The 24,315-nt window shown below is 67.6% G+C and carries 23 protein-coding genes; 7 read left to right on the forward strand and 16 right to left on the reverse strand.

Annotated features, from left to right (window positions below; genetic code table 11):
- Positions 1–6 precede the first annotated feature (6 nt).
- From AC1RR5_RS21050 to AC1RR5_RS21060, 3 genes are all read right to left on the reverse strand, one after another.
- Positions 7–480, reverse strand: a complete 474-nt coding sequence (locus AC1RR5_RS21050; protein WP_492924692.1) for a MarR family transcriptional regulator — start codon at positions 478–480, stop codon at positions 7–9.
- Positions 481–566: 86 nt separating this feature from the next.
- Positions 567–1,805, reverse strand: a complete 1,239-nt coding sequence (locus AC1RR5_RS21055; RefSeq protein ID WP_492924694.1) for a multidrug effflux MFS transporter — start codon at positions 1,803–1,805, stop codon at positions 567–569.
- A gap of 159 nt (positions 1,806–1,964) precedes the next feature.
- Entirely contained in the window at positions 1,965–4,226 is a 2,262-nt protein-coding gene (locus AC1RR5_RS21060) for a TonB-dependent receptor (RefSeq protein WP_492924696.1), read from the reverse strand.
- Positions 4,227–4,400: 174 nt separating this feature from the next.
- Here AC1RR5_RS21060 and AC1RR5_RS21065 point away from each other — a divergent pair, with 174 nt between their 5' ends.
- The 3 genes from AC1RR5_RS21065 (at position 4,401) to AC1RR5_RS21075 (ending at position 6,697) form a co-directional block, all read left to right on the forward strand.
- The gene (locus AC1RR5_RS21065; protein WP_492924698.1) at positions 4,401–5,009 is read left to right on the forward strand and encodes a VOC family protein; all 609 of its coding nucleotides are present in this window, start codon (positions 4,401–4,403) and stop codon (positions 5,007–5,009) included.
- Between the two features lie 93 nt (positions 5,010–5,102).
- Entirely contained in the window at positions 5,103–5,984 is an 882-nt protein-coding gene (locus tag AC1RR5_RS21070; protein ID WP_492924700.1) for an NAD(P)-dependent oxidoreductase, read from the forward strand.
- Between the two features lie 8 nt (positions 5,985–5,992).
- The gene (locus tag AC1RR5_RS21075) at positions 5,993–6,697 is read left to right on the forward strand and encodes a GntR family transcriptional regulator (protein ID WP_492924702.1); all 705 of its coding nucleotides are present in this window, start codon (positions 5,993–5,995) and stop codon (positions 6,695–6,697) included.
- Between the two features lie 4 nt (positions 6,698–6,701).
- Here the strand turns inward: AC1RR5_RS21075 and AC1RR5_RS21080 are convergent, their stop codons facing one another.
- From AC1RR5_RS21080 to paaK, 13 genes are all read right to left on the reverse strand, one after another.
- A complete protein-coding gene (locus AC1RR5_RS21080; RefSeq protein ID WP_492924703.1) occupies positions 6,702–7,724 on the reverse strand; it encodes a zinc-binding dehydrogenase in 1,023 nt (340 codons plus the stop codon).
- Positions 7,721–8,614, reverse strand: coding sequence for a fumarylacetoacetate hydrolase family protein (locus AC1RR5_RS21085; protein WP_492924704.1), 894 nt, complete (start codon positions 8,612–8,614; stop codon positions 7,721–7,723). The genes AC1RR5_RS21080 and AC1RR5_RS21085 overlap by 4 nt, the downstream gene beginning before the upstream one ends.
- Positions 8,611–9,051 (reverse strand): nuclear transport factor 2 family protein, encoded by a 441-nt coding sequence (locus AC1RR5_RS21090; protein WP_492924705.1) that lies wholly within the window; start codon positions 9,049–9,051, stop codon positions 8,611–8,613. Before AC1RR5_RS21090 ends, AC1RR5_RS21085 begins: the two co-directional genes overlap by 4 nt.
- A gap of 66 nt (positions 9,052–9,117) precedes the next feature.
- On the reverse strand, positions 9,118–10,788 hold the full coding sequence (locus AC1RR5_RS21095; protein WP_492924706.1) for a dihydroxy-acid dehydratase: 1,671 nt from the start codon (positions 10,786–10,788) through the stop codon (positions 9,118–9,120).
- A complete protein-coding gene (locus tag AC1RR5_RS21100) occupies positions 10,785–12,125 on the reverse strand; it encodes an MFS transporter (RefSeq protein ID WP_492924707.1) in 1,341 nt (446 codons plus the stop codon). The genes AC1RR5_RS21095 and AC1RR5_RS21100 overlap by 4 nt, the downstream gene beginning before the upstream one ends.
- A gap of 84 nt (positions 12,126–12,209) precedes the next feature.
- Positions 12,210–12,560 carry a Rieske (2Fe-2S) protein gene (locus AC1RR5_RS21105; RefSeq protein WP_492924709.1) on the reverse strand — a complete coding sequence of 117 codons (351 nt, stop codon included), beginning with the start codon at positions 12,558–12,560 and terminating at the stop codon, positions 12,210–12,212.
- Between the two features lie 29 nt (positions 12,561–12,589).
- Entirely contained in the window at positions 12,590–13,234 is a 645-nt protein-coding gene (gene maiA / locus AC1RR5_RS21110) for a maleylacetoacetate isomerase (protein WP_492924711.1), read from the reverse strand.
- On the reverse strand, positions 13,215–14,261 hold the full coding sequence (locus tag AC1RR5_RS21115; protein ID WP_492924713.1) for a fumarylacetoacetate hydrolase family protein: 1,047 nt from the start codon (positions 14,259–14,261) through the stop codon (positions 13,215–13,217). The genes maiA and AC1RR5_RS21115 overlap by 20 nt, the downstream gene beginning before the upstream one ends.
- Positions 14,258–15,559 (reverse strand): homogentisate 1,2-dioxygenase, encoded by a 1,302-nt coding sequence (gene hmgA, locus AC1RR5_RS21120; RefSeq protein WP_492924715.1) that lies wholly within the window; start codon positions 15,557–15,559, stop codon positions 14,258–14,260. Before hmgA ends, AC1RR5_RS21115 begins: the two co-directional genes overlap by 4 nt.
- Before the next feature lie 4 nt (positions 15,560–15,563).
- Complete coding sequence (gene hppD / locus AC1RR5_RS21125) at positions 15,564–16,625, reverse strand: 4-hydroxyphenylpyruvate dioxygenase (RefSeq protein WP_492924717.1); 1,062 nt, start codon at positions 16,623–16,625, stop codon at positions 15,564–15,566.
- A gap of 131 nt (positions 16,626–16,756) precedes the next feature.
- The gene (locus AC1RR5_RS21130) at positions 16,757–17,689 is read right to left on the reverse strand and encodes an alpha/beta hydrolase fold domain-containing protein (protein WP_492924719.1); all 933 of its coding nucleotides are present in this window, start codon (positions 17,687–17,689) and stop codon (positions 16,757–16,759) included.
- A gap of 744 nt (positions 17,690–18,433) precedes the next feature.
- Entirely contained in the window at positions 18,434–18,742 is a 309-nt protein-coding gene (locus tag AC1RR5_RS21135) for an EthD family reductase (RefSeq protein WP_492924721.1), read from the reverse strand.
- An 8-nt stretch (positions 18,743–18,750) separates the two neighbouring features.
- The gene (gene paaK / locus AC1RR5_RS21140; RefSeq protein WP_492924723.1) at positions 18,751–20,046 is read right to left on the reverse strand and encodes a phenylacetate--CoA ligase PaaK; all 1,296 of its coding nucleotides are present in this window, start codon (positions 20,044–20,046) and stop codon (positions 18,751–18,753) included.
- 247 nt (positions 20,047–20,293) lie between these two features.
- Here paaK and AC1RR5_RS21145 point away from each other — a divergent pair, with 247 nt between their 5' ends.
- The 4 genes from AC1RR5_RS21145 (at position 20,294) to paaB (ending at position 24,315) form a co-directional block, all read left to right on the forward strand.
- Entirely contained in the window at positions 20,294–21,751 is a 1,458-nt protein-coding gene (locus tag AC1RR5_RS21145) for a 3-hydroxyacyl-CoA dehydrogenase NAD-binding domain-containing protein (protein ID WP_492924725.1), read from the forward strand.
- Complete coding sequence (pcaF, locus tag AC1RR5_RS21150; RefSeq protein ID WP_492924727.1) at positions 21,744–22,946, forward strand: 3-oxoadipyl-CoA thiolase; 1,203 nt, start codon at positions 21,744–21,746, stop codon at positions 22,944–22,946. Before AC1RR5_RS21145 ends, pcaF begins: the two co-directional genes overlap by 8 nt.
- A 68-nt stretch (positions 22,947–23,014) precedes the next feature.
- Positions 23,015–24,001, forward strand: coding sequence for a 1,2-phenylacetyl-CoA epoxidase subunit PaaA (paaA, locus tag AC1RR5_RS21155; protein ID WP_492924729.1), 987 nt, complete (start codon positions 23,015–23,017; stop codon positions 23,999–24,001).
- Positions 24,002–24,030: 29 nt separating this feature from the next.
- Positions 24,031–24,315 carry a 1,2-phenylacetyl-CoA epoxidase subunit PaaB gene (gene paaB / locus AC1RR5_RS21160; RefSeq protein ID WP_492924731.1) on the forward strand — a complete coding sequence of 95 codons (285 nt, stop codon included), beginning with the start codon at positions 24,031–24,033 and terminating at the stop codon, positions 24,313–24,315.

The following is a 24,315-nucleotide window of genomic DNA, read 5'->3' on the forward strand; positions in this document are numbered from 1 at the left end:
CTAGCTCTAGGCCTCTCGGGGCGCGGCGCCCGGACCAGCCGGCAGCCAGGGCGACAGCGCCGCCAGCGCTGAGGCCAGGTTGGCGACCAGATCGTCCGGGGCCGAAGATAGCACCGCCCCGAAAGCCACAGCGGTCTCCTGACGCAGGCGCGCCACCAGCGCCTGACCCTGGTCGGTCAGCGCCACATCCTTGCGCCGCCGATCGACCGCCGATTCCTGGCGCGAGACCACGCCCAGCAAAACCAGACCATCGACCATGCGACTGCCGGCCGTCGCGCTCAGCCGGGCCGCCTGGGCCAACGTCGCCACCGTCTGCGGCCCATGGCGATAGAGGCGGAAGAGCGCGATGACCCGGCTGAAGGTCACCTCCCCGTCCAGCATGCCTGCCGCATGGCCAAAGACGTGAGGCGCGATGCGGCCATAGAGCCCTTCCAGGGCCTGGGCGGCCTGAAGCTTCGGGTCGTAGCGGAGCTGATCCATGATCGGTTTTTAAGGGCGCGTCGGCGATAGGTGCAAGGGCGCAGCCAAATCCAAAATCTTGACGGTCGCCCCCGCGCCACCCCACCTCAGCCGACCTTGGCTAGGAACGCGGTGACCAGGAGCGAGGCCAGGGCGAAGAGCCCCATCACCCCGACCAGGGCCGCGGCCCCGAACGGCGCCAGGGCGACCGCGACCAGCGCGCTGGCTCCGGCCATGCAGCCCATCTGGAAACTGTTCATCGCCGCTGACACCATTCCGGCCGCCCTCGGGGCACGGTCAAGCGCCGCGTGCGAGGCCGTCGGCATGATCAGGCCATAGCCGAAGGTCGCTACGACAAAGCCCGTCATCGGTACGATCAGGCCGCCCAGATGAGCCCACAGGCCCAGCCCTGCGATGATCGGTCCGATCAGGGCCAGGCCGGCGCCCAGCCGCACGACGGCGCGCCCGCGTCCGTTCTTGGCCAGGCGCGCGGAGGCGGCTGACCCGACAACGATGCCTGCGGCGGTCAAGGCAAATAGCCCGCCAAATACCCTGTAGCTGAGATCAAAGGTCTGGATCAGCAAGAAGGGCGACCCGGCGACATAAGCGAACATCGAGCCGGCGCTTAAGCCCCGGACGGCGGCATAGCCTACCGTTTGGCCGTCGGGGCGGCGGGCGTCTTCAGGGCCATCGCCTTGGCTGGGTTTGGTGCGGGGATGCTCGTGCAGGCAAAGCATCACTAGCAAGCAAAGCAGGAGGCCCGAGCCGCCCAGAACCGCATAGACGCCGCGCCAGTCGAAGCGCTCCAGGACAAGGGCGCCAAGACTAGGCGCAATCACTGGCGCGACGCCCAGGATCATGGTCAAAAGCGCCAGACGCCGATGCAGGGTCGGTCCTTGAAGGCGATCGCGGCTCAAGGCGTAGGCCAAGGTCGGGCCGGCGGCTGCGCCTACGCCCTGCAGAACCCTGGCGGCCAGAAGACCGTCGATGCCCGGCGCCAGGGTGCAGAAGATCCCGCCCAAGGTGAAGAGCGCCAGCCCCACCAGCAGCGGCGTCTTGCGCCCAATGCGATCGGAGGCGAAGCCGTAGATCATAGGCGCGATCCCAAAGCCCAGCATGAAGAGGCTCAAGGTCAGGCCGGTCTTGGTCGCCGCGCCATCGAATTCAGCGGCGATGCCGTCCATGGCCGGCAGCGCCATATCGATCGAGAGCGGCGGCAGAGCGCAGAGCAGGCCCAGGATCAGGACGTGGATCAGCCTATCCCTAGTCTTCGTCGGCGACCCCGATGAGGCCTGGGCGCGCAAGGGCTCGGCGGCGTCCGCCGACGGCGATAGATCGGAAACCACGCTTTGACACCCCGACTGGAATAACAGGCTCAATTATGGCGAAAGGCGCATTAGATGCAAGATTACATCTAATGCGCCTAACGGACCTCCTGCGCCTGCAAGAGACGCCTTTCCAAAGAAAGGGACGCCGGGCCAGGGAGCGGCCCGGCGCCAGGCGGCCTAGAACCGTTTCTTGACGCTGAGGTACCACTCGCGCGGCCGCGCATAGGTGCCTTCGGCCAGGCCCGCCGCGTCGCTGTAGGTCGCGGTCAGGAGGTAGCGCTTGTCGGTCAGGTTGCGACCGCCCAGGGTGACGGTGACGTCCCCGGCCGTCGGCTCCCAGGCGATGGCGCCGTTGAGCACGCCATAACCCTTCTGACGCACGATCGGGGCATTGTCGGCGGTGTTGAAGACGGCCCCGCGATAGGCGTAGTCGAAGCGCGGGGTCAGGGTCCCGCCTGCTCCCAGGTCGAAGGGATAGGAGGCCGAGACGCTGCCCGACCATTTGGGCGTCAGGGGCAGCTTCTTACCGGCCGTCACCCCGGCGGTCGTGCCGGTGGTCTCTGTGTAGCGCGCGTCGAGATAGCTCAAGGTGGCGTCGATCTCGAACTTGGCGACCGGGATCCAGGTGGCCTCGGCCTCGAAGCCGTCGATCTTGGCGGCCGCGGCGTTGCCAGTGATGGTGCCCAGAACGCCCGGGACGCTGAACTCGACCTGCACGTCGGTATAGTCGGTGCGGAAGGCCGCCAGGTTCAGGCGCAGATTGCGCGCCGGCGCCTGATACTTCACGCCCGCCTCATAGAGGGTGGCGAACTCGGGATCGAACGAGATCAGGGCCGGCACCGGCGAGGAATAACGAGCGTTGAAGCCGCCGCTCTTAAAGCCCTTCGAATAGGTCACATAGGTCATCAGATCGTCGTTGACGTCATAGGCCAGGGTGACCCGCGGCGAGGTTTCCTTGAAGTGACGGGTCTGCCAGCTGGTGTCGGTGACGATCTGGGTGCCGATCGGCGAACGGATGCCCGAGATGATCTTGGCGTCGGTGCGGAACTTCTTGGTTTCGTCGGTGTAGCGCAGGCCCCCGGTCAGGTGGAGCTTGGGGGTAATGTCGAAGGTGGCTTCGCCAAACAGCGCCCAGTTGTCGTTGAGGGTGTGGTTGAGGCCTTGAGCGCCATTGACCAGGCCGGCGCTGACATAGTTCTCGAAGGCCTTTTCGCGGAAGTAGTAGGCGCCGCCGAGCCACTTCAGACGGTCCTCGAAGGCGCGGCCCGTGAACTGCAGCTCCTGGCTGAACTGGTGCTGGGACTGGGAGATATCCGAATAGAGGAACTCCAGCGGGGTGTTGTCGGTGTCGCGCGAGAAGGCCGCGTCCAGCCGGCGCACGGCGGTGATCGACTTGATCGCCACCGGGTCGGTGTCCCAGTTGAGGATCAGGCTGGCGCCGGAGGTGTCGGCGTCGGAGCTGGTCGGATGGGTGGCGTTGGTGGTGTAGGGATCGTGGGTTAGCCAGGCCGCGCCCAGGCAGTTGCGGCTGGTGTTGGGTGCGGCCGCGCAGGACCCGCCGATCACCCGGGCGTTCATCAGGAAGGCCAGCGGGAAGGCCGTGCCGTCGATGTTAAGCCCCACCACGCCGGCCTGCGCCTCGCGTTTCTTGGTCGCATCGAGCGAGAGCAGCGCGCTGAAGGTGTCGTTGGGCTTCCACTCAAACTGCGCGCGGCCGGCCAGCGCGTCATCGTCGCCCAGCTTCTCGCCGGTCAGGAGACGTTTGACGTAGCCGTCGCGCTTGTGGGCGAAGCCTGAAAACTTGGTGCGAAAGGTGTCGCTGACTGGCAGGTCGATCGAACCTTGCAGCTGGCGGCGGTCGCTGGAGCCGATGGTGGCGGTCAAGAAGCCGCCGAACTCGGCCGCCGGGGTCTGGGAGACCACATTGACGGCGCCGCCGATGGTGTTGCGGCCAAAGAGCGTGCCTTGCGGGCCGCGCAATATTTCAATGCGCTCGATGTCGACCAGATCCAGCACCGCCCCGGCGCTGCGGGCGACATAGACGCCGTCGACATAGACGCCCACACCCGGCTCTGTGTTGATCGTAAAGTCGATCTGGCCGATGCCGCGCATGAAGACGATGGCGGCCGAGGAGTTGCCCGACAGCGGCGCTGAGCCCTGCAGCGTGAGGCTCGGTGTGCTGGCGGCGATGTCGGTGATCTGCGTCATGCCCTTGCGCTCGATCGCCGCGGCGCTGACGGCGGTGATCGCCACTGGCGTGTCTTGCAGGTTCTCCGAGCGCTTGCGCGCGGTGACGGTGATTTCCTCGAGCAGCGAGCCGTCGGAGACAGCGGGCGCGGCGCTCTGAGCTTGGGCCTGGGCGACGGACGCCAGACTCAAGCCGGACAACAGCGCGGCGCTGGCAAGCAGGCGCGCCCGATTACGGGTGTAGCGATCCATGTTTTCCTCCCCTCGGCGCTCTTGGGCGCTCGTCGGTCCTCGCGCGGATTTGGAGAATTATGCCTCCTCGACGCGCCGCGCGCCTGGCTTTAAAACTGCATATTGTCGACAATTCATCAAGCACGAAATGACATATCGTCGACAATATGCAATCTATCGACCCGGGAGGATTCCATGACCGAAACCACGACGCTGACCCGATCGATCGAGACGCTTTTCCCCATCGCCCCCAAGCCGTGCAAGCTGGCCCATGTGGTCGTGCGCACCGCCCACTATGAGAAGACCAAGGCCTGGTACCTGACCGTGCTTAACGGCGAGATCGCCTTCGAGAATGAGTTCGTCTGCTTCCTGACCTATGACGACGAGCACCACCGGATCGGCATCATCAACGCCGCCGACGCCACGCCCCTGTCGCCGCAATCGGCTGGCGTGGAGCATATGTCGTTCACCTATGATCAGCTGGGCGAGCTCCTGGCCACCTATCGGCGCCTGAAGGCCATCGGCATCGAGCCGTTCTGGCCAATCATTCACGGCCCCACCGTGTCTTTCTATTATCGCGACCCAGACGGGGTGAAGGTGGAGCTGCAGTACGACATCCTGCGCACCCCCGCCGAGGTCAACGCCTTCTTCGCCGCCGGCAGCTATGTCGAAAACTTCATGGGCGTGATCATCGACCCGGACGACATCTGCGCGCGCTTCGAGGCCGGCGAGGCGATCGAAAGCCTGACGGCCCGTCCGCCCCTACCCCCGGGCCTGGGCCCCTGGGACATGCACCGGCCCTGATCTGGGGCGCATCTTGTCGACGATCTACAAAAAACAAGCGAGACTGAACCCATGAGCAGCGACTCCCTTCCGGCAACTGGACGCATAGTGGCCATGCTGGGCCTTGGCATCATGGGCGCAGCCATGGCCGAGCGCCTGGCCGCCTTGGGCTTTGCCGTGCGCGGCTGGAACCGCTCGCAGGGCAAGGCCGCTGGGCTCCTGACCAAGGGGGTGAGCCTGTTGCCGACACCCGCTGAGGCGGCGCAAGGCGCCCAGATCGTCGCCCTATGCCTGACCGACGCCGCCGCGGTCGAGGCGGTGATGTTCGGCCCTGGCGGGGCGGCCTCCAACCTGGATCCCCACGCCGTCGTCGTCGACTTCTCGACGATCGGGGTGGAAGCGGCCAAGACCCTGGCCGCACGGCTGTCGGCTGACCACGGCGCGCGCTGGATCGACGCGCCGGTCTCGGGCGGCCCCGCAGCGGCGGCGGCCGGCAAACTGGCCGTCCTCTGCGGCGGCAAGGCCGACGCCATCGCCCAGGCCAGGCCCGTGCTGGAGGCCCTCTCGCGGGTTCACACCCATCTTGGTCCTTCAGGCGCCGGCCAGGCCGCCAAGCTTTGCAACCAGTTGATCGTCTCCTCGGCGATGATGGCCATCGCCGAAGCCGTCACCGCCGGGCGGGCCCTGGGCCTGGACGTCGCGGCCCTGCCCGCGGCCCTGGCCGGCGGCTATGCCGACTCCCTGCCCTTGCAGATCTTCGGACCGCGCATGGCGGCCGGGACATGCGAGCCGCGGATCAGCGAAGTGGCCACCATGCTCAAGGATGTGCGGGCCCTGCACGCCGCCATCGCCGGCCACGGCGTGGACCTGCGTCTGGCGCAAACCACGCTGGCGCTCTACGAAGACGCCGCACGCCAGGGCCTTGCTCATGAAGACCTGGCGGTTCTACCCCGCCTTTCGGCCGCTTCGGCGGCGCACCCTGCGACTGCCTGCTAGGAACGGCCATGGCTCGATCCAAAGACGACTTCAAGATCTCGCGCCCTTCCTTGCAGGAAGAGGTTCTTGGCAAACTGCGTGAAGAGATCATCAGCGGGGTCTGGAAGCCGGGCACCCGGCTGCAGGAGGCGCTGCTGTGCGAGCGCTATGGCATTTCCCGCTCGCCCCTGCGCGAGGCCTATCAGGTGCTGGCCACCGAAGGCCTCTTAGAACTGCTGCGCAATCGCGGCGCGGTCGTCTCCACGCCCACGCTCGAGGACGTCCTGGACAACCACGCCCTGCTGGTGGCGCTCGAGTGCCTGGGGATCGAGCTGGCGGCTCGTAACGCCACCGACGCCGAGCTGAAATCGATCGACAAGCGCCACAAGGCCGAAAGCGCCGCGGCGGCCGCCGGCGACGAGGCCCTGGCCTTCCAGCTCAACAACGAGCTCCATCGCTCGATCGTCGTGGCCAGCCATAACCGGCCCTTGATCAACGCCCACCTGATCGCTTCGCGCCAGATCATCCGGGTGCAGAACGTCACCGGCTATCTGCATCCCGACCTGCCCGTCCACGAGCATGACGCTTTCATCGAACCCTTGATGAAGCGCGATGTGGCCCCGGCGGTCGAAGGCCTCCGACGCCACCTGACCACCGTGGAGGCCAATCTGCGCCGGAGGCTCGAGACCATGGCCGAAGAAAGCGCCCAGGCCGCCGGGCGCCTATCAGCCTGATCCTTCAGGCTGTGATCTCGATGACGATCTTGCCCTGGGCCTGTTTGGTTTCGCAGAACCGGTGGGCCTCCGCGATGTCGTCCATCGCGTAGACCCGATCGATCACCGGCCGGATCTTGCCGGCGTCGATCAGCTTGCCGATGGCCTCGAGGGCCGGGCCGTTCGGCTCCATGAACGACCAGTCGTAGCGCCGGCCAAGCTTGGCTTGCTGCGCCTTGCGTTCAGCGAGGAAGGCCTCGCCCGCCACAAGCCCGGCTTCCAGGCCATGCTGGTCGATCAGATGGAGCTTGGGAGTGACGATGCTGACATAGGCCGCATTGGCGCCGATCTTCAGCGTGCCCAGCAGCTTCTGCTCGGTGTCGAAGGCTGTGTCGAAAGCCATGTCGTAGTCGAACAGATGCTCAGCGAAGTCGTCCTTGGTGTAGTCGACGACCTCATCGGCCCCGAGATCGCGGACCAGTGCGACATTGCGGGTGCTGACGATGGTGGCCACGTGCGCGCCCCAGGCCTTCATCAGCTGGATGGCGAAACTGCCGACTCCGCCGCCGCCGCGCGGAATGACGACGCGTTTGCCCGGTGTGGTGTCCGGGGTGAGGCCGACGATATCCACCAGCGCCGTCCAGGCCGTGAGGGCCGCGAACGGAAAGGCCGCCGCTTCGACAAAGCTCAAGGACGCCGGCAACGGCGCGACCCACGCCTCGGGCGCGACCGCTAGCTCGGCGGTGGCGAAGTTGGGCACGCCGGCCCAGACCTTGTCGCCGGGGGCAAAGCGGGTAACCCCCTCCCCAACCGACTCCACCACGCCAGCGATGTCGCGACCCGGGATCAGCGGCATCCGCACCAGTCCCTTGGCCAGGAAGAACTTGGAGCCATAGCCTGAGCGCACCGCCGCATCGATCGGATTGACCGAGGTGGCGGCCACCCGGATGCGCACCTCACCTGGGCCGACGGCCGGTTCGGGCACGTCGCGGCGGATTTCGAGCGCGGTCTCGGCCGGGCCAAAACCATGGATCTGGACTGCCTTCATGCCTTGCCGCCCTCGAACACGAAGCCTTCCGGCTCTTCGATCACCGGATTTTCGATCGCGCCCAGGCCCTCGATTTCGATGCGGACGGTCTGGCCGGCCCGCAGAAAGCGCGGCGGCGTCATCAGCGCGCCCACGCCCGACGGACTGCCGGTCGAGATGATGTCGCCCGGCTCCAGGGTGATGACCGTGGAGAGCTCGGCGATCATCTCGCCCACCGAGTAGATGAAGTCGGTCGTGCGGCCGTCCTGGCGAAGTTCGCCATCCACCCAGGTGCGGATGCCCAGATCGCCCGGATCGGCGATCTCGTCGGCTGTGGTCAGCCAGGGCCCCGTCGGACCATGGGTGTCGAACGACTTGCCCAGATGTGCGGTCGGCGAACGCTTTTGCCAATCGCGGACGCTAACGTCGTTGCAGATCATGTAGCCGACGATCACCGACAGAGCGTCCTCGGCTTTGACGTGGCGGCAGCGCTTGCCGATCACGAAGGCCATTTCTCCTTCGTAGTCGAGTTCGACGGAGACGCGCGGGCGGTGGATGGCGTCGTAGGGCCCGGCGATGCAGGACACCTGCTTGTTGAACCAGACCTGGGCGTTGGGGATTTCGATCGGCACGCCCTTGGCGCGGATCTCCTCGACGTGGGCCCTAAAGCTCAGACCCAGGCCCAGGAACTTGCGCGGCCGGCCGACCGGCGCTTCGAGCCGCACATCCGCCAGCGCAAGGCGCGGCGCGCTTGTCCCGGCGGCCTTGATCGTTGCCAGCCCTTCGGGGCCGGCGTCGAGCAGCGCGATCATGTCGCCATAGGGGGTCAGGCCGCGCAGGTCGGCGACTTGGTCGCCTTCGACGAGACCCAGGCGCGTGACGCCATCGTGGGTGAAGGTGGCGATCTTCATGCGTGCACCGCCGGGGTCAGGAAGCCGTCGAAGACGATCTCCAGGCTGCGATCCTTGAAGGCCCAGCCGCTCGGCGTCTTGACCAAGATATCCGTGGAGCTGCCGCCCATCAGCTGCGAGGGCTGGCCCGTCACCGAGACGGCGGTGACAACGTTGCTGACCGCGTGGATGGCGTCGCCGTGGCGGGTCAGGCGCAGGTTCGTCCAGTAGTGGCGGGTCCTGCGATTGGGATCAGCGCCGCGGGCGGTGAAGCGCGCGCGGATCTCCTCCTGGCTCTCCAGCCGGAACGCCGGGGTGGTGATAGTGCCGTCCTCCACGAAGAGTTCGTGGATCGTGGCGCCCAGACCGTTGTCGACCCGATGAGAGAACTCGCTCATCAGGTCTTCGATCTCGGCCCGGGTCTCCAGGGTGACCCTGGCGGGACTGGCGTCGGACATGTCCATTTCCTTTGCAGACAATATACAATCTGGCCGGCCGCGAAGCGGCCGCTCGAAAGGGGAAGTTCAGAAGGTCACCGCGCCCCGATGGGCCGGGCCGACCAGGCGGACGTACTTGGCCAGGACCGGCGGAAGCTCACGAGCCGGCGGCGCGGCCCGCTCGCCGGCGCGGCGCGCCAGCTCCTCGGGCGCGACCAGCACATCCAGGCGCCGAGCCTGGGCGTCGATGACGATGATGTCGCCGTCGCGCAACAGGCCGATCGGCCCGTCGGCGGCGGCTTCAGGGCCGGCGTGGCCCACGCACATGCCCCGCGTGGCCCCCGAGAAGCGTCCGTCGGTCAGCAGGGCGACATCCTCGCCGGCCCCCTGCCCGTAGAGCAGCGCGGTGACGCCGAGCATTTCGCGCATGCCCGGCCCGCCGCGCGGGCCTTCATTGCGGATGACGATGACGTCGCCGCGCGCATAGGCCTTGGCCCGCACGGCCGCCACCGCGTCCTCTTCGCACTCGAACACGCGGGCCGGACCTTCATGGCGAGCGCGCTTAAGGCCGGCGGTCTTGAGCAAGGCGCCGTCGGGCGCGAGACTTCCGGTCAGGACCACGACCCCGCCGGTCGGCGAGATCGGATTGCCGGCCTGCCGGATGACCTCGCCGTCGGGGGCTTCAGCCGCGTCGGCGATCTGCCCCAGAGTCAGCCCCACGACGGTGGGCGTATCCTCGTGCAGGCAGCCGGCCTGGCGCATGGCCCGGAGCAAGGTCGGAACCCCGCCCGCGGCATGCATGTCCTTGGCCCAGAAACGTCCGCCGGGCTTGAGGTCGGCCAACAGCGGGGTGCGGCCGAAGACCTCGGCGACGTCGGCCAGGGTGAAGTCGATCCCCGCCTCGTGGGCGATGGCCGGCAGGTGCAGGGCCGCATTGGTCGAGCCGCCGGTGGCCGCGACGGCGGCGGCGGCGTTCTCGAGGCTCTTGCGGGTGACCAGATCGCGCGGCAGCGGGCCGCCGTCGCGGATCAGCCGGGCCAGGACGCGGCCGGCGTCCGAGGCCAGGACCCGCCGGGCGGCCGCCACCGCCGGGGTCATGGCCGTATGCGGCAGGGCCAGGCCCAGGACCTCGGCGGCCATGGCCATGGTGTTGGCGGTGAATTGGCCGGCGCACGAGCCCAGCGAGCCGATGCCCACGCGCTCGAGACGCGCCAACTCGGCCTCATCGATCTCGCCGGCATAGACCTTGCCGACCCCTTCATAGACATCGACGATGCCGATCTCGCGGTTGCGATCGCCGCCCGGCAGCGCCGCCCCGCCATAGACGAAGACCGAGGGACGGTTGATCCGCGTCATGGCCATCATCACGCCGGGCAAGGTCTTGTCGCAGCCCGAAAAGCCGATCAGCCCGTCATAGCCATGGCCGCGCACGACCGCCTCGATGGAGTCGGCGATGATCTCGCGCGACACCAGGCTAAAGCGCATGCCCGGATGGTTCATCACCATGCTGTCGGCCACGGTGATGGTCGAAAACTCGAATGGCGTGATGCCGTCGCGCTGCAACCCCGCCTTGGCCGCGGCCACCTGCGGCGCGAGGGTCATGGCGCAGGGCGTGACGTCCCCCCCGGTCGAGACCAGGCCCGCGAAGGGCTGGGCGATGGCCTCGTCGTCATGACCCATGGCCCGCAGGAAGGCGCGGTGGGGCGCGCGGTCTAGGCCTTCGGTGACGATCAGGGAATGGATCTTGCCCCGGCTCATCGCGCCGCCTCGAGGGCTGGAGCGACATCGGCCTGGCCGGAACGCTGGGTGCGCCCGAGCATGAAGACGGCGATGGCCGACAGCAGCGAGATGCCGCCGATCAGGAACATCAGGGTCGAAAAGCCGATGTCGGCGGCCAGCAGCCAGCCGGCGAACAGCGGCCCGGCCACGCCGCCCAGGCGCCCGACGCCGAACGACCAGCCCACACCCGTGGCGCGCAGCCGCGCCGGATAGTAGGCGGCGATCAAGGCGGTGATCGAAAGCTGCGCGCCGACGGCGAAGGCGCCGGCCGTCAGACAGACGAGCAGCATCGCGGTCGAGGACGATGTCGCCTGGCCGATTAGGCCCACACAGATCCCGCCCAGCAGGTAGGCGATCGCGATCGGGCCATAGGGCGAGAAGCGCTCGCCCAGGCGCGACAGGATGATGTTGCCGACGACGCTGCCGATGTTGATAGCGCCGGCGGCCAGCACGGCCGTCTTCAACGGCAGGCCCGCAGCGCGCACCAGGGTCGGCAGCCAGTTGATGGTGCAGTAGGTGGCCAAGAGGCTGAGGAAGCAGATCGCCCACAGCAGGCCGGTGCCGGTCGCCCGGCCTTCCCGGAAGAGGTCGGCGATGGCGTTGCGCGGCGCGGCGTGGGCCGGTTCCGCGCCCAGGGCTTCCACCTGGGCGGCGCCGATGCGCGCGGCGATCTTGGCGGCCCTGGCCTCGCCGCCGGCTCGGCCGCGCAGGTGCGCCAGGGATTCAGGCGCGGCCAGCAGGGTCAGCGGCGCCAGGATGGCCGGCGCCACACCCCCGATGATGAACACCGCCCGCCAGCCGAGATCGGGCATGACCAAGGCGCTGACCAGCGAGCCGACGACGGCGCCGAGCGGAAAGCCGCTGAACACCAGGGCCACGATCGACTTGCGGCGGCCGGCGGGGGCGTACTCGGCGGCCAGGGCGATCACGCCCGGAATGGCGCCGCCCAGACCAAGGCCGGTGAAGAAGCGCAAGGCCGCCAGGGCGGCGACGCCGTGGGCGAAGGCCGTGGCCAGGCTGCCGATCGCCACGATCGCCATCGCCCCGACCAGGATCGGCTTGCGGCCAATGCGATCGCCCAGCGGCCCAAAGATCAACCCGCCGAGCAGCCCCCCGAAGAGCCCGGCGCTGAACAGCGCGCCCAGGGCGTGCGGTCCGCCTGCCAGTTCATGGCGCAGCAAGGGCGCGGCGAAAGCCACGGCCTGGGTGTCGAAGCCGTCGACCAGCACGATCAGGAAGCAAAGCACGAAGACCAGGATCTGAAAGGGCCCGATCGGACCTTTAGGCCCGCCGGCGCCTTGGGGGTCTGGCGTCATGATGGTTTCTCCCTGTTCCGGCCTGCCGGATCGTTCTTATTTTGTCGACAATATGCAATCTTGATCGCGATGCAAGCGTTCGCCTCAGGCTGTGACGACCTCGCCGTCCTTTACCGCGACCGGCCAGGCGCTGAGGCTCGCCCCGACGCATGGCCCGCCCAGACAGGTCCCGACCAGCGGATCGAACACCGCGCCATGCCAAGCGCAGACGATCTTCCCGTCGGGCGCCAGATCGTCGTCGAGCGCCTTGGCCAGCGGCAGGCCCAGGTGCGGACAGCGATCGACGAAGCCACGAACCTGATCGCCCTCGCGCACCACGAAACCGTGGAAGCGCCCGCCGCCGATCGCCAGGACGAAGTTGCGCGCGCCCGGATCGGCCAGGACTGCCAGCTCGCACAGCACTACCCCGGCCGGGGTGGCGTCCAGCCGGGGCAACGATGCGGCCTCACTCACGCCATGACCAGTCACGCCACGACCTGATCGGCGTCGGCCTGGCGATCGGGCTGGGCGGCGGCGAAGGCTGGATGCTCGGCGGCCAGGCGCTCGATGCGTTGGATACGGGGGTAGGCCTTCAGGTCGACGCCGAAGCGCCGGGCCGAATAGACCTGCGGAACGATGAAGCAGTCGGCGAAGCCCGGCTGATCGCCGAACGCCCAACCCCGGGTGGCCAGACGTGGTTCGATCGCCGAAAAACCCTCCTCGATCCAGTGGGCGATCCAGTCCGACACCGACGGGTCCGGCGCCAGGATCACCCTGCGCAAACGCTCAAGGACGCGCAGATTGTTCAGCGGGTGGATGTCGGCCCCGACGATGGCGGCGGTGGCCCGCACATGGGCGCGACCGAAAGGGTCGGCGGGCAAAAGGCGGGGTTCGGGATAAACTTCCTCAAGCCATTCGAGGATGGCCATGCTCTGGGTCAGGACCTTGCCATCGGCTTCGAGCATGGGGACCAGGCCCTGCGGATTCATCGCCCGATAGGCCTCACTGCGCTGCTCGCCGCGCCGCAGCTCGACATAGGCAGTGTCGAATGGCAGGCCCTTGAGCGCGAGCGCGATGCGAACGCGATAGGCCGCCGTCGAGCGCCAGTAGCTATGCAGCCGCAGTCGCACGCGCGCCCTCCCCTTCGGCGAGCGGGCCTTCCACGATCTGATCGATCGCGCCGAACAGCGAGCGCCCGGCGCCGTCGCGCATCTCGATGCGGACATGGTCGCCGCGCTTGAGGAATGGCGTGCGCGGCGCGCCCTCCAGGATCGCCTCGACCATCCGCACCTCGGCCAGACACGAATAGCCAAGCCCGCCCTGATCGATCGGGCGGCCGGGCCCGCCGTCGGCGTCACGGTTGGAGACTGTCCCCGAGCCAATGATGCTGCCGGCGCTCAAGGACCGGGTCTTGGCCACGTGGGCGATCAGGTCGCCAAAGTCGAAGGTCATGTCGACGCCGGCGTCGGCGCGCCCGAACGGCTTGCCGTTTAGGGTAACCTCCAGCGCGCCGTGCAGCTTGCTGTCCTTCCAAGCTTCGCCCAGGGCGTCAGGCGACACCGCCACCGGCGAAAAGGCGCTGGCGGGCTTGGACTGGAAGAAGCCAAAGCCCTTGGCCAGCTCGACGGGGATCAGGCCGCGTAGAGAGACGTCGTTGACCAGCATGATCAGGCGGATGGCCGCCAGGGCCGTGGCCTTGTCGGCGCCCAGCGGCACATCGCCGACGATCACCGCGATCTCGGCCTCGAAGTCGCCGCCCCAAGCCGGATCAGCCAGGGGGATAGCCTCAGTCGGGGCCAGGAAGCCGTCCGAGGCCCCCTGGTACATCAAGGGATCGGTCCAGAAGCTCTCGGGCATTTGCGCGCCGCGCGCCTTTCGCACCAGTTCGACGTGATTGACGTAGGCGCTGCCATCGGCCCACTGCACGGCGCGCGGCAAGGGGCTTGCCGCGGCGTCCGCATCGAACGGCTCGCCCATGGCCAGGTTGGCCTCCAGCCAGGTCGACAGCTCGCGCAGCTTCGGCTCGCAGACCTCCCAGTCATCGAGCGCGGCTTGCAGGGTCGCAGCCACGCCAGAAGCCTCGACGCACCAGGCGAGATCTTGCGACACCACCACCAGGCGCCCATCGCGCCCGCCCTTCAGAGAGGCCAGCCTCATTGGTCGGCCTCCAGCGGCGCCTGAGCCTTGCTAAAGCCGTTCCAGCAGGCATCGTAGTCGGATTGCAGCAACGGGGTCTCCAGGCCAAAGCGCGTGGGCGAGATGAGCCAGCGGCTCTCGAACATGAAGGCCAGGGTTCCGCCGATCTTGTGCGGCGCCAGCTCGGCCGACACCGCCTTGGCGTAGGTGGCTTGGTCGGGGCCGTGGCCGCTCATGCAGTTGTGCAGGGAGGCCCCGCCCGGCGAAAAGCCGCCTTCCTTGGCGTCATAGACGCCGTGGACCAGCCCCATGAACTCACTCATCACGTTGCGGTGGAACCAGGGCGGACGGAACGTGTCCTCGGCGACCATCCAGCGCGGCGGGAAGATCACGAAGTCGCAGTTGGCCGTGCCGGGGATCTCGCTGGGCGAGGTCAGCACGGTGAAGATCGACGGATCGGGGTGATCGAAGCTGACCGTGCCCATCGTGTTGAAGCGCGACAGGTCGTAGCGGTAGGGCGCGAGGTTGCCGTGCCAGGCCACGACATCGAGCGGCGAGCGGTCGAGGGCCGTGATCCACAGCCGGCCGCCGAACTTCTGGACGACCTCGACCGGCCCTTCGACGTCTTCGAAGGCCGCGACGGGCGCCTCGAAATCACGAGCGTTGGCCAGGCCGTTGGAGCCAATGGGGCCAAGCTCGGGCAGGCGGAACGGCGCGCCATAGTTCTCGCAGACATAGCCGCGCGCGCCGGCCTCGGGCACGGCGATCCGAAACTTCACACCGCGCGGGATCACCGCGATGAAGCCTGGCTGAACCTCCAGGCGCCCCAGCTCGGTCTCGATATCCAGCCGCCCCTTCTGGGGCACAATCAGGAGCTCGCCGTCGGCATTGAAGAACACCCGCCGATGCATCGAGCGCGTCGCGGCATAGAGGTGGATGGCCATGCCGGCTTGCTGGAGGACATCGCCGTTGCCGGCATAGGTGGTCAGGCTGTCGATGAAGTCGGCGTGGCCGTCGAACGCCAACGGATCCCAGCGCAGCCGATTGGGATCGGGCGGGGCTTCGTCGAACGGCGCCGAGGTCAGGCGGGGCGCGCCGTCATAGGGCGTGAAGCGGCCGTGCATGGCCGTGGGCCGCAGGCGGTAGAGCCAGGAGCGGCGATTGTCGTGACGCGGCGCGGTGAAGGCCGCGCCCGACAGCAGTTCCGCATAGAGACCAAAGGGCGTGCGCTGGGGCGAGTTGCGACCGATCGGCAGGGCGCCGGCGACAGCCTCGGTCGCGAAGGCGTTGCCAAAGCCGGTCAGATAGGACCCGCTCATGGCCTCAGGCCTCGACCGTGATCACGCCGCGACGGATCTGGTCCAGCTCGATGCTCTCGAACAGGGCCTGGAAGTTGCCGTTGCCAAAGCCCTGGTTGCCCTTGCGCTGGATGATCTCGAAGAAGATCGGGCCGAACAGGTTCTCGGTGAAGATCTGCAGCAGCAGGCCTTCCTCGCCGACATTGCCGTCCAGCAGGATGCGGTTCTTCTTCAGGCGCTCCAGGTCCTCGCCGTGGCCGGGGACGCGCTTGTCGACCAGCTCGTAGTAGGTCTCGATGGTGTCTTGCAGCTTGACGCCGCGGGCGCGCAGCTTCTCGACGGTGCCGTAGATGTCGTCCGTGGTCAGGGCCAGGTGCTGGATGCCCTCGCCGTTGTACTGGCGGATGAACTCCTCGATCTGGCTCTTGTCGTCCTGGCTCTCGTTCAGCGGGATGCGGATGGCCTTGTCGGGCGCGATCATCGCCTGGCTGAACAGGCCCGTGGCCTGGCCCTTGATGTCGAAGTACTTCTGCTCCTCGAAGCCGAACACCTGATGATAGAAGGTCGACCAGGTGCGCATCTGGCCGCGCTTGACGTTGTGGGTCAGGTGGTCGAGCAGATCCAGGCCGACATTGTTCTTGGCCTCGGCCTCCTCGGCCCCAGGCACGGCTAGCCAGCCGCCGAACAGCGCATCGGGATCCTCGACCAGATAGAGCATCGAGCCGCCGATGCCTTCGAGCACCTTGGCGCCCTCGCCCAACACCGTGACCGAGGCGTCGGCCGCCATGGCGCCGCGCTTCAGGGCCTCGGCATAGGCCTGCGCGGCGTCAGCGACACGAAAGGCCATGCCGCTGGCCGAAGGACCGTGGGCGGCGCGGAAATCGGCGGCCTGGCCGCTCGGCTCGTCATTGACCAGAAGATTGATGCGCCCCTGCTTGAAGCGGGTCACGGCCTTGGTCGGATGCACATGGGCCGCAACGAAACCCAGCTGCTCGAACAAGGCCTTGATGGAAGCCGGTTCGGGGCTGGTGAACTCGGCGAACGCAAAGCCGTCCAGGCCAAGGGGGTTCGTTTCGCTGATCGTCATAGGCCATCCTCCCGAGGCATTTGGAATTGTCGACAATATGCAATATGAAGCTTTACGACGCAAGCCGTCATGGAGGCCTCATCGGCGGCCCGCGACCGAAGCTAGGCTGGCTCCGGCCGCGCCTCGCGCGCTTAGCGCAGCGTCCGCTTCAGGAAGTCGACGATCAGGTCCATCGTCTGGGTCGAGGACCATGGCAGGCCCGCCGCCGGATCGCCCACGAAGGTCAGGTCGCCATGGTTGGCGCCGTCCAGGACATAGCGGGCGCTATCGACGCCAGCATCCTTCAGCGCCCGGTGCAGGGCGAGGGTCTGGCTGGGCGAAATCAGCCGGTCCTGGCTGCCGTGGAACAGCAGGAACGGCGGATCGCCAGCGTCGACATGGGTGATGGGATTGGCCAGCCCAGACACCTCCTGCGGGCTGACATAGGCGAAGATCGGATTGCGCGGCGAGGCGAAGGCGGCCTTGGTGGCGGGATCGAAGTCGTCCGCGATCCGGCTGATGTCGACCGCGCCGAACTTGTCGACTACGGCCTGCACGCGGCTATCGACCGAGAGGTCCTCGCCGATGTCGAGGCCCGGCTCGCCGTTCGTGACCCCGGTCATCGCGACGAGATAGCCGCCCGCCGATTCCCCCCAGAGGGCGATGCGAGCCGGATCGATCCCGTACTCGGCCGCGTGCTTACGCAGGTAGCGGACCGCGGACTTCACATCCGCCAGACCCTCGCGCCAGGTCGCGCCGTCCGGCACATTGCGGTATTCGATGCTGGCCACCACGAAGCCGGCCTCGGCGACATAGGTGCGCAAATTCAGCGCGCTCTTGCGCGACGCGACCATGAAGCCGCCGCCCGTCACGTAGATCACCAGTGGCTTGGCGCCCTGCCCTTCTGGGATCAGCAGATCCAGCGCCAGGGGTTTGTCACGGCCGTCGGCGAGAGACGGCCGAGAAAAGACCACGCCATCGACCGTTCTGATGGCGACCTTGCCGCAGCGGATCTGGGCGGCAGGATCGGGACTGATGACCTTGCTGGTGCTAGTGTCGCTGGGCGTAACGGACTGGGCGAACATCAGCCGAGGGGGCGGTCCGGCTGGACGTGCGCCCTGGACGTCGGCCGCTGGACAGGCCTCAGGCGCAGCCAACGCCGCGCTCGCCGAAGCCAACAAAATGCCAGCAACCAGGATCGCTGACCCAACCATACGCGCGACGCGCATACGCCTTCTCCCGATAACAGCATGGATTCGATGCAAACAGTATTGTCGACAATATTCAATCTGCATCAAGCCGATGACAGATGATTGACCGCCGTTCGGTTATTTCGCGCGCGCCGCACCGCAATCCCCGTTGAACAAGGATCCGCCGCCCGACACATCCCTACTCAGTGCCCACCGTCCACCCACGGGACGCCGGCAAGACGGAAGGTTTCGGCCAAGCTGCTTCCAGATCCAAGGATTCCCACTGCCGCATCGGATTGAGGCGCCCGACGAGATCGGGGAGCAGGCTAACGCCGAAGCGACGCGCGGCGCTGCTGGCCTTATAGCCGGACTTGTGTTGGTCGAACCGAAGGTCTGGGTCACGGGAGGTCTGACCGACATAGAGACCCCAGGGCTCGGCGCGGCTGGGATCGTGCAGAAGGACGATATAGACTGAGTGCTTGGCCCCGGCGCGCGACGGGTCGTAGCCTTGAACGACCGCGCCACGCGTATCGCCTTGGAGATCCATTCCGGCCCAGGATCGCTGAGCATCACCAAAGGCTAGGGCAAGGACTGACCTGCGCCAGCCGCGAGCTCATACACCTCCGAGCCGGTCCAGGCCTAGCTCGCCTGCGTCTCTCCCGAGACGATGGTCACCAGCCCCTCGGCGAACTGGGCGACGTCCGCGCCCACCGCCGCCATCTCGGGGCTTTTCAGCGCCGCCTTCAAAGCTTCACCGTCGGCGAAGGCCATGGCCGCCACCAGGAACGGCGCGCCGTCGGCGGCGCCGTAGACGCGTTCGATCCGCGTCACGATGAGGGACACCAGCCCGGGCAGCTGCCGGACGAGCGGCGCATGACCCTCGTCGTAGCGAGCCAGAAACGCCTCAGGGTCGGCCGGCGCGCGATAGATGGCGAACATGGTCTTCATGGGAGTCCTCAGGCGCTCTGGCGACGATCGATGACGCGGCTGGCCTTGCCCTGCGAGCGCGGCAGATCCCCGCCCGGCCGCACGTCGACGGCCACGGAGATCCCGATCATCTTCTTGATACGTTCGGCCAGACGCTTGCCATCACGCTCGCGCGCCTCGGAGCCGGCGTCCTCGCGCCCTTCGACCAGCACCCGGACCTGGTCCATGCGGCTGGGACGGGTCAGCTCGATCTGGAAGTGCGGCGCCAGGGCCGGGCAGCCAAGAATCTGTTCCTCGATCTGGCTTGGAAAAACATTGACCCCGCGAATGATCAGCATGTCGTCGGACCGGCCGGTGATCTTGGCCATGCGCCGCATCGTCCGCGTGGTGCCAGGCAATAGGCGCGTCAGGTCGCGGGTGCGATAGCGGATGATCGGCATGGCCTCCTTGGTCAAGGAGGTGAAGACAAGCTCGCCCTCGGCGCCGTCCGGCAGAACCTCGCCGGTCTCAGGATCGATGATCTCGGGATAGAAATGGTCTTCCCAGATAGTCGGGCCGTCCTTGGCTTCGACGCATTCGGAGGCCACGCCGGGTCCCATCACCTCGGAGAGACCGTAGATATCGACGGCGTTGATGGCGAAGGCCTGCTCGATCTCCTCGCGCATGGCGTTGGTCCAGGGCTCGGCGCCGAAGATGCCGGTCGTCAGCGAGGTGGTGGCCGGATCCAAGCCCTGGCGACGGAACTCGTCCAGGATCGAGAGCATGTAGCTGGGCGTCACCATCAGGATTTCGGGGCGGAAGTCACCGATCAGCTGAACCTGCTTCTCGGTCTGGCCGCCCGACATCGGGATCACCGCACAGCCCAAGGCCTCGGCCCCGTAGTGAGCGCCCAGCCCGCCGGTGAACAGGCCATAGCCGTAGGAGATCATCACCTTCATGCCCGACCGGCCGCCGGCGGCATGGATCGATCGGGCCACGACCTTGGACCAGGTGTCGATATCGTTTCGGGTGTAGCCGACCACGGTCGGCTTACCGGTGGTGCCGGATGAGGCGTGAATGCGGGCCAGCTTTTCCTGCGGCACGGCGAAGAAGCCGAAGGGATAGGAAGCGCGCAGATCGGCCTTGGTGGTGAAGGGAAAGCGCGCCAGGTCGGAAAGGTCGTGCAGGTCGTCGGGATGCACGCCCGCGTCGTCGAACTTGGCGCGGTAGCACGGGTTGCCAGCATAGGCATGGGCCAGGCTGGCGCGCAGACGATGGAGCTGCAGCGCGGCCAGTTCGTCGCGCGAGGCGGTTTCGATCGGCTCCCACGCAAGCGACGCGGTCATGACTGGTTTCCTCCCGACCCGCACAGCGAGCCTGCCTTACAAGCCGCCGCGCCCGAGGCGGAGGTCAAGTCCGCCGGGCGCGATACGGGGGCGTCGAACGCGCCCTCAATAATTAGAATGACCGGACGGTCGATTAATTCAAGAGGCCATTTGATCGACATCAAAATATATTGACCGTCCGGTCGGTCTATCTATAGGGAGCGGCATCGACGCTGGGGAGAAGCCGATGGATCTGAAGCCTAAGGCCATGGTGGCGGTGATCGGCGCGGGCGCCATGGGCAGCGGAATCGCTCAGGTCGCGGCCGCCGCCGGCCACCGCGTGGTGGTGATCGATCGCGAGACCGCCGCGCTCGAACGTGGCCGCGCTCAGCTGCAGGATGGCCTGCGGGCGCTAGTGACGCGCGGCAAGCTTTCCGCCGAGGACGGCCAGGCCGCGCAGGACGCCGTGCAGTGGTCGACCGAGCTTTCGGCGCTCGCCGACGCGCAGCTTGTCATCGAGGCGATCGTCGAACGCATCGAGATCAAGGAAGCCCTGTTCGAAAGCCTGACGCCATGGCTGTCGCCAACCGCGATCCTGGCCACCAACACCTCGTCCCTGGCCGTCGCCGACCTGGCTGACGCCTCGTCGCGTCCTGACGCCTTTTTGGGCCTGCACTTCTTCAATCCGGCGCCGGCCATGAAACTGGTGGAGGTCGTCGCGGGACCGCGCACGCAGCCTGAAGTGACGCAGGGGGCCTACGATCTCATGCGGCGCTGGGGCAAGCATCCGGTCCTGGCGCGTGATGTTCCCGGCTTCATCGTCAATCGCGTGGCCCGTCCATTCTACGCCGAGGGCTTTGCAGCGCTCGAGGAGGGCCTGGCGCCCAGCGACATCGATCGCGCCCTGACCGCGGCCGGCGGCTTCAAGATGGGCCCCTTGGCCTTGGCCGATCTGATCGGCCACGACATCAACTACGCCGTCGCCTGCTCGATCCATGCCGCCTATGAAGGCCGCACCCGCTTTCGCCCTCAACCCGCACAGGCTCGCCTCGTCGACGCCGGGACGCTTGGCCGAAAGAGCGGCCGCGGGGTCTTCTCCTATTCAGACGGTGTGATCGCCGCCCCTTCCCCCGCCCCCGGCGTCGTGCCGACCAAACTGAGCGTCGCGGCCGAACCCGGCCATCTGGCGCCGCTGCTCGATCTTGCCCGAGGCGCGGGGATCACTGTCCTCGTCGATACGAACCTACCACCAGCCATCCTGGCGGTGAGCGGCGTGCGCATGGCGCTCGGCGATGGGCGACGCCTCGCCTCCCGCGCGGGCCTTTCGGTGCTCCTCGACGCGCCGCGCGACTGGTCGGCCAGCATGGCCCTGCCGTTCACCGCCGCGGACGCCATCCCGGCCCGGGTGGCCAACGGCCTGATCCAGGCGCTTGGCAAGACGCCGATCCAGATCCCCGACCGCCCCGGTCAGATCGTCCTGCGCACACTCGCACAGTTGGCCAACGCCGCAGCGGACGCCGTGGTCGATGACGTCGCCGATGAACCCGGCGTCGACGAGGCGATGATCTATGGCGCGGGTCATCCGCAGGGCCCGCTGGGCTGGGCCCGGGCCTACGGCCTGGCCCGGCTCGGCGCGGTGCTGGCGCACCTGGCCGACGAGACGGGCGATGCGCTCTACGCCCCCTCCCCGCTCTTTACTTCGACGCAGGAGATCCATTGTGACTGACGCCTATATCTGCGACGCCGTGCGCACCCCGATCGGTCGCTATGCCGGAGCGCTGTCGAGCGTGCGGGCCGATGACCTGGCGGCGATCCCGCTGAAGGCTCTTTTGGAGCGCAACCCCGGCGTCGACTGGGCCGCGCTCGACGACATCATCCTGGGCTGCGCCAACCAGGCCGGCGAAGACAACCGCAACCTTGCGCGCATGGCCGCGCTCCTGGCCGGCCTGGGCGAAACCGCGCCCGGTACGACGATCAACCGCCTCTGCGGCTCGGGTCTTGACGCCCTGGCCATGGCCGCCCGCGCCATCAAGGCCGGCGAGGCCGACCTCGTCATCGCCGGCGGCGCGGAGAGCATGAGCCGCGCGCCCTTCGTCATGCCCAAGGCTACGAGCGCCTTCTCGCGCGACAACGCCGTCTACGACACGACCATCGGCTGGCGGTTCATCAATCCGGCGTTCAAGGCGCGGTTCGGGGTCGATTCCATGCCCGAGACGGCCGAGAACGTCGCCGACGAGTTCGGCGTCACCCGCGCCGACCAGGACCAGTTCGCCGTCGAAAGCCAACGACGCGCCGCCGCCGCGCAAGCGTCCGGCCGCTTCGACGCTGAGATCGTCCCCGTGACCATTCCCCAGCGCAAGGGCGAGCCGGTCGTCGTCTCGCGCGACGAGCACCCGCGGGAGACCTCGGTCGAAGCCCTGTCGGCGCTCAAGCCCATCGTTCGTCCGGATGGCACGATCACGGCGGGTAACGCCTCGGGCGTCAATGACGGCGCCGCCGCCATCATCGTGGCCTCGGCCGCCGCCGTGGCCCGCCATGGGCTGAGCCCGCGTGCGCGCGTCACCGGCGCGGCCGTCGCCGGGGTCGCCCCCCGGATCATGGGGATCGGCCCGGTTCCCGCCTCCCAGAAGTTGATGGCGCGCCTAGGCCTGTCGATCAGCGACTTCGACGTGGTCGAGCTCAACGAGGCCTTCGCCGCCCAGGGCCTGGCGGTCTTGCGCGGCTTGGGCCTGCCGACCGACGCCGCTCACGTCAATCCCAACGGCGGGGCCATTGCGCTCGGCCATCCCCTGGGCATGTCGGGCGCCCGCCTGGCCCTGACCGCCGTCGAAGAACTGGCGCGCACCGCTCAGACCCGCGCGCTCTGCACCATGTGCATCGGGGTCGGCCAGGGCATCGCTCTGGCCCTCGAGCGCGTCTGACAGCGCTTGAATGTGATTCATTGACCGACCGGTCGGTCAATTGTATAGAAGAGCGGGAGGAGAACGCGATGTACACCACCGAATTGGGCGGCTCGCCCGCTCGCCCCGCCGCGGTCGCGGTGGAGGATCCGGCCCTGCTGGCGGCCTTCGAGGCGCGCGTGGCGGCCGACGACTTCATCGAGCCGAAAGACTGGATGCCCGAGGCCTATCGCAAGACCTTGGTCCGCCAGATCTCTCAGCACGCTCACAGCGAGATTGTCGGCATGCTGCCGGAGGGCAACTGGATCACCCGGGCGCCGTCCCTGCGCCGCAAGGCCGTGCTGCTGGCCAAGGTCCAAGACGAAGCCGGCCATGGCCTTTATCTCTACTGCGCGGCCGAGACCCTGGGCGCTAGCCGCGACGAAATGACGACCGCCCTGCTCGAAGGCAAGGCCAAGTACTCGACTATCTTCAACTACCCGACCCTGACCTGGGCCGACATCGGCGCGATCGGCTGGCTGGTCGACGGCGCGGCGATCATGAACCAGGTGCCGCTGCAGCGGACTTCGTACGGCCCCTACGCCCGAGCCATGGTCCGGGTCTGCATGGAAGAAAGCTTCCACCAGCGGCAGGGCTACGAGATCATGATCGGCCTGGCCAAGGGTGCGCCGGCCCAGCGCGAGATGGCGCAGGACGCCCTGAACCGCTGGTGGTGGCCGGCCCTGATGATGTTCGGCCCGCCGGACGACAACTCGCCCAACACCGCCCAGTCGATGCGCTGGCGCATCAAGCGCGACACCAATGACGAGCTGCGTCAGAAGTTCGTCGACATCACCAAGCCCCAGGCCGACTACCTGGGCCTGACCGTCCCCGATCCCGACCTCGTCTGGAACGACGAGCGCCAGGCCCACGACTTTGGGGCCATCGACTGGGAAGAGTTCTACGCGGTTGTGCGGGGCGAAGGTCCCGTGGCCAAGGAGCGCCTGCAGGCGCGCAAGGACGCCTGGGCCGACGGCGCCTGGGTCCGCGAAGCGGCCCTGGCCCATGAGGCCAAGCGCCAAGCGCGCGCGGCCTGACGACAGCTTTCGAAGTACAGGAAAACAACATGAGCCAGGAATGGCCGCTGTGGGAGGTCTTCCTCCGCGCCAAGGGCGGCCTTGCCCATAAGCACGTCGGTTCGCTGCATGCGCCCGACGCCGAGCTGGCGGTTCGCCATGCCCGCGACGTCTATACCCGTCGCCTGGAGGGGGTCAGCATCTGGGTGGTGCGGTCGGCCGACATCGTCGCTTCCGATCCGCAGCAGGGCCCGGCCCTGTTCGAGCCGGCTGCCTCGAAGGTCTACCGTCATCCGACCTTCTACGACATCCCCGACGTCGTGAAGCACATCTGA

The organism is Caulobacter sp. GW821-FHT11E11 (genome assembly GCF_058808315.1).

Coding starts and splice junctions, on each gene's coding strand:
- hmgA (WP_492924715.1), bottom strand. CDS start 15,559: ATGAGCGGGTCCTATCTGACCGGCTTTGGCAACGCCTTCGCGACCGAG.
- hppD (WP_492924717.1), bottom strand. CDS start 16,625: ATGACGATCAGCGAAACGAACCCCCTTGGCCTGGACGGCTTTGCGTTC.
- AC1RR5_RS21050 (WP_492924692.1), bottom strand. CDS start 480: ATGGATCAGCTCCGCTACGACCCGAAGCTTCAGGCCGCCCAGGCCCTG.
- paaB (WP_492924731.1), top strand. CDS start 24,031: ATGAGCCAGGAATGGCCGCTGTGGGAGGTCTTCCTCCGCGCCAAGGGC.
- AC1RR5_RS21070 (WP_492924700.1), top strand. CDS start 5,103: ATGCTGGGCCTTGGCATCATGGGCGCAGCCATGGCCGAGCGCCTGGCC.
- AC1RR5_RS21130 (WP_492924719.1), bottom strand. CDS start 17,689: ATGTTCGCCCAGTCCGTTACGCCCAGCGACACTAGCACCAGCAAGGTC.
- AC1RR5_RS21075 (WP_492924702.1), top strand. CDS start 5,993: ATGGCTCGATCCAAAGACGACTTCAAGATCTCGCGCCCTTCCTTGCAG.
- AC1RR5_RS21100 (WP_492924707.1), bottom strand. CDS start 12,125: ATGACGCCAGACCCCCAAGGCGCCGGCGGGCCTAAAGGTCCGATCGGG.
- paaK (WP_492924723.1), bottom strand. CDS start 20,046: ATGACCGCGTCGCTTGCGTGGGAGCCGATCGAAACCGCCTCGCGCGAC.
- AC1RR5_RS21115 (WP_492924713.1), bottom strand. CDS start 14,261: ATGAGGCTGGCCTCTCTGAAGGGCGGGCGCGATGGGCGCCTGGTGGTG.
- AC1RR5_RS21080 (WP_492924703.1), bottom strand. CDS start 7,724: ATGAAGGCAGTCCAGATCCATGGTTTTGGCCCGGCCGAGACCGCGCTC.
- AC1RR5_RS21060 (WP_492924696.1), bottom strand. CDS start 4,226: ATGGATCGCTACACCCGTAATCGGGCGCGCCTGCTTGCCAGCGCCGCG.
- paaA (WP_492924729.1), top strand. CDS start 23,015: ATGTACACCACCGAATTGGGCGGCTCGCCCGCTCGCCCCGCCGCGGTC.
- AC1RR5_RS21135 (WP_492924721.1), bottom strand. CDS start 18,742: ATGAAGACCATGTTCGCCATCTATCGCGCGCCGGCCGACCCTGAGGCG.
- AC1RR5_RS21090 (WP_492924705.1), bottom strand. CDS start 9,051: ATGTCCGACGCCAGTCCCGCCAGGGTCACCCTGGAGACCCGGGCCGAG.
- AC1RR5_RS21095 (WP_492924706.1), bottom strand. CDS start 10,788: ATGAGCCGGGGCAAGATCCATTCCCTGATCGTCACCGAAGGCCTAGAC.
- AC1RR5_RS21065 (WP_492924698.1), top strand. CDS start 4,401: ATGACCGAAACCACGACGCTGACCCGATCGATCGAGACGCTTTTCCCC.
- AC1RR5_RS21085 (WP_492924704.1), bottom strand. CDS start 8,614: ATGAAGATCGCCACCTTCACCCACGATGGCGTCACGCGCCTGGGTCTC.
- AC1RR5_RS21145 (WP_492924725.1), top strand. CDS start 20,294: ATGGTGGCGGTGATCGGCGCGGGCGCCATGGGCAGCGGAATCGCTCAG.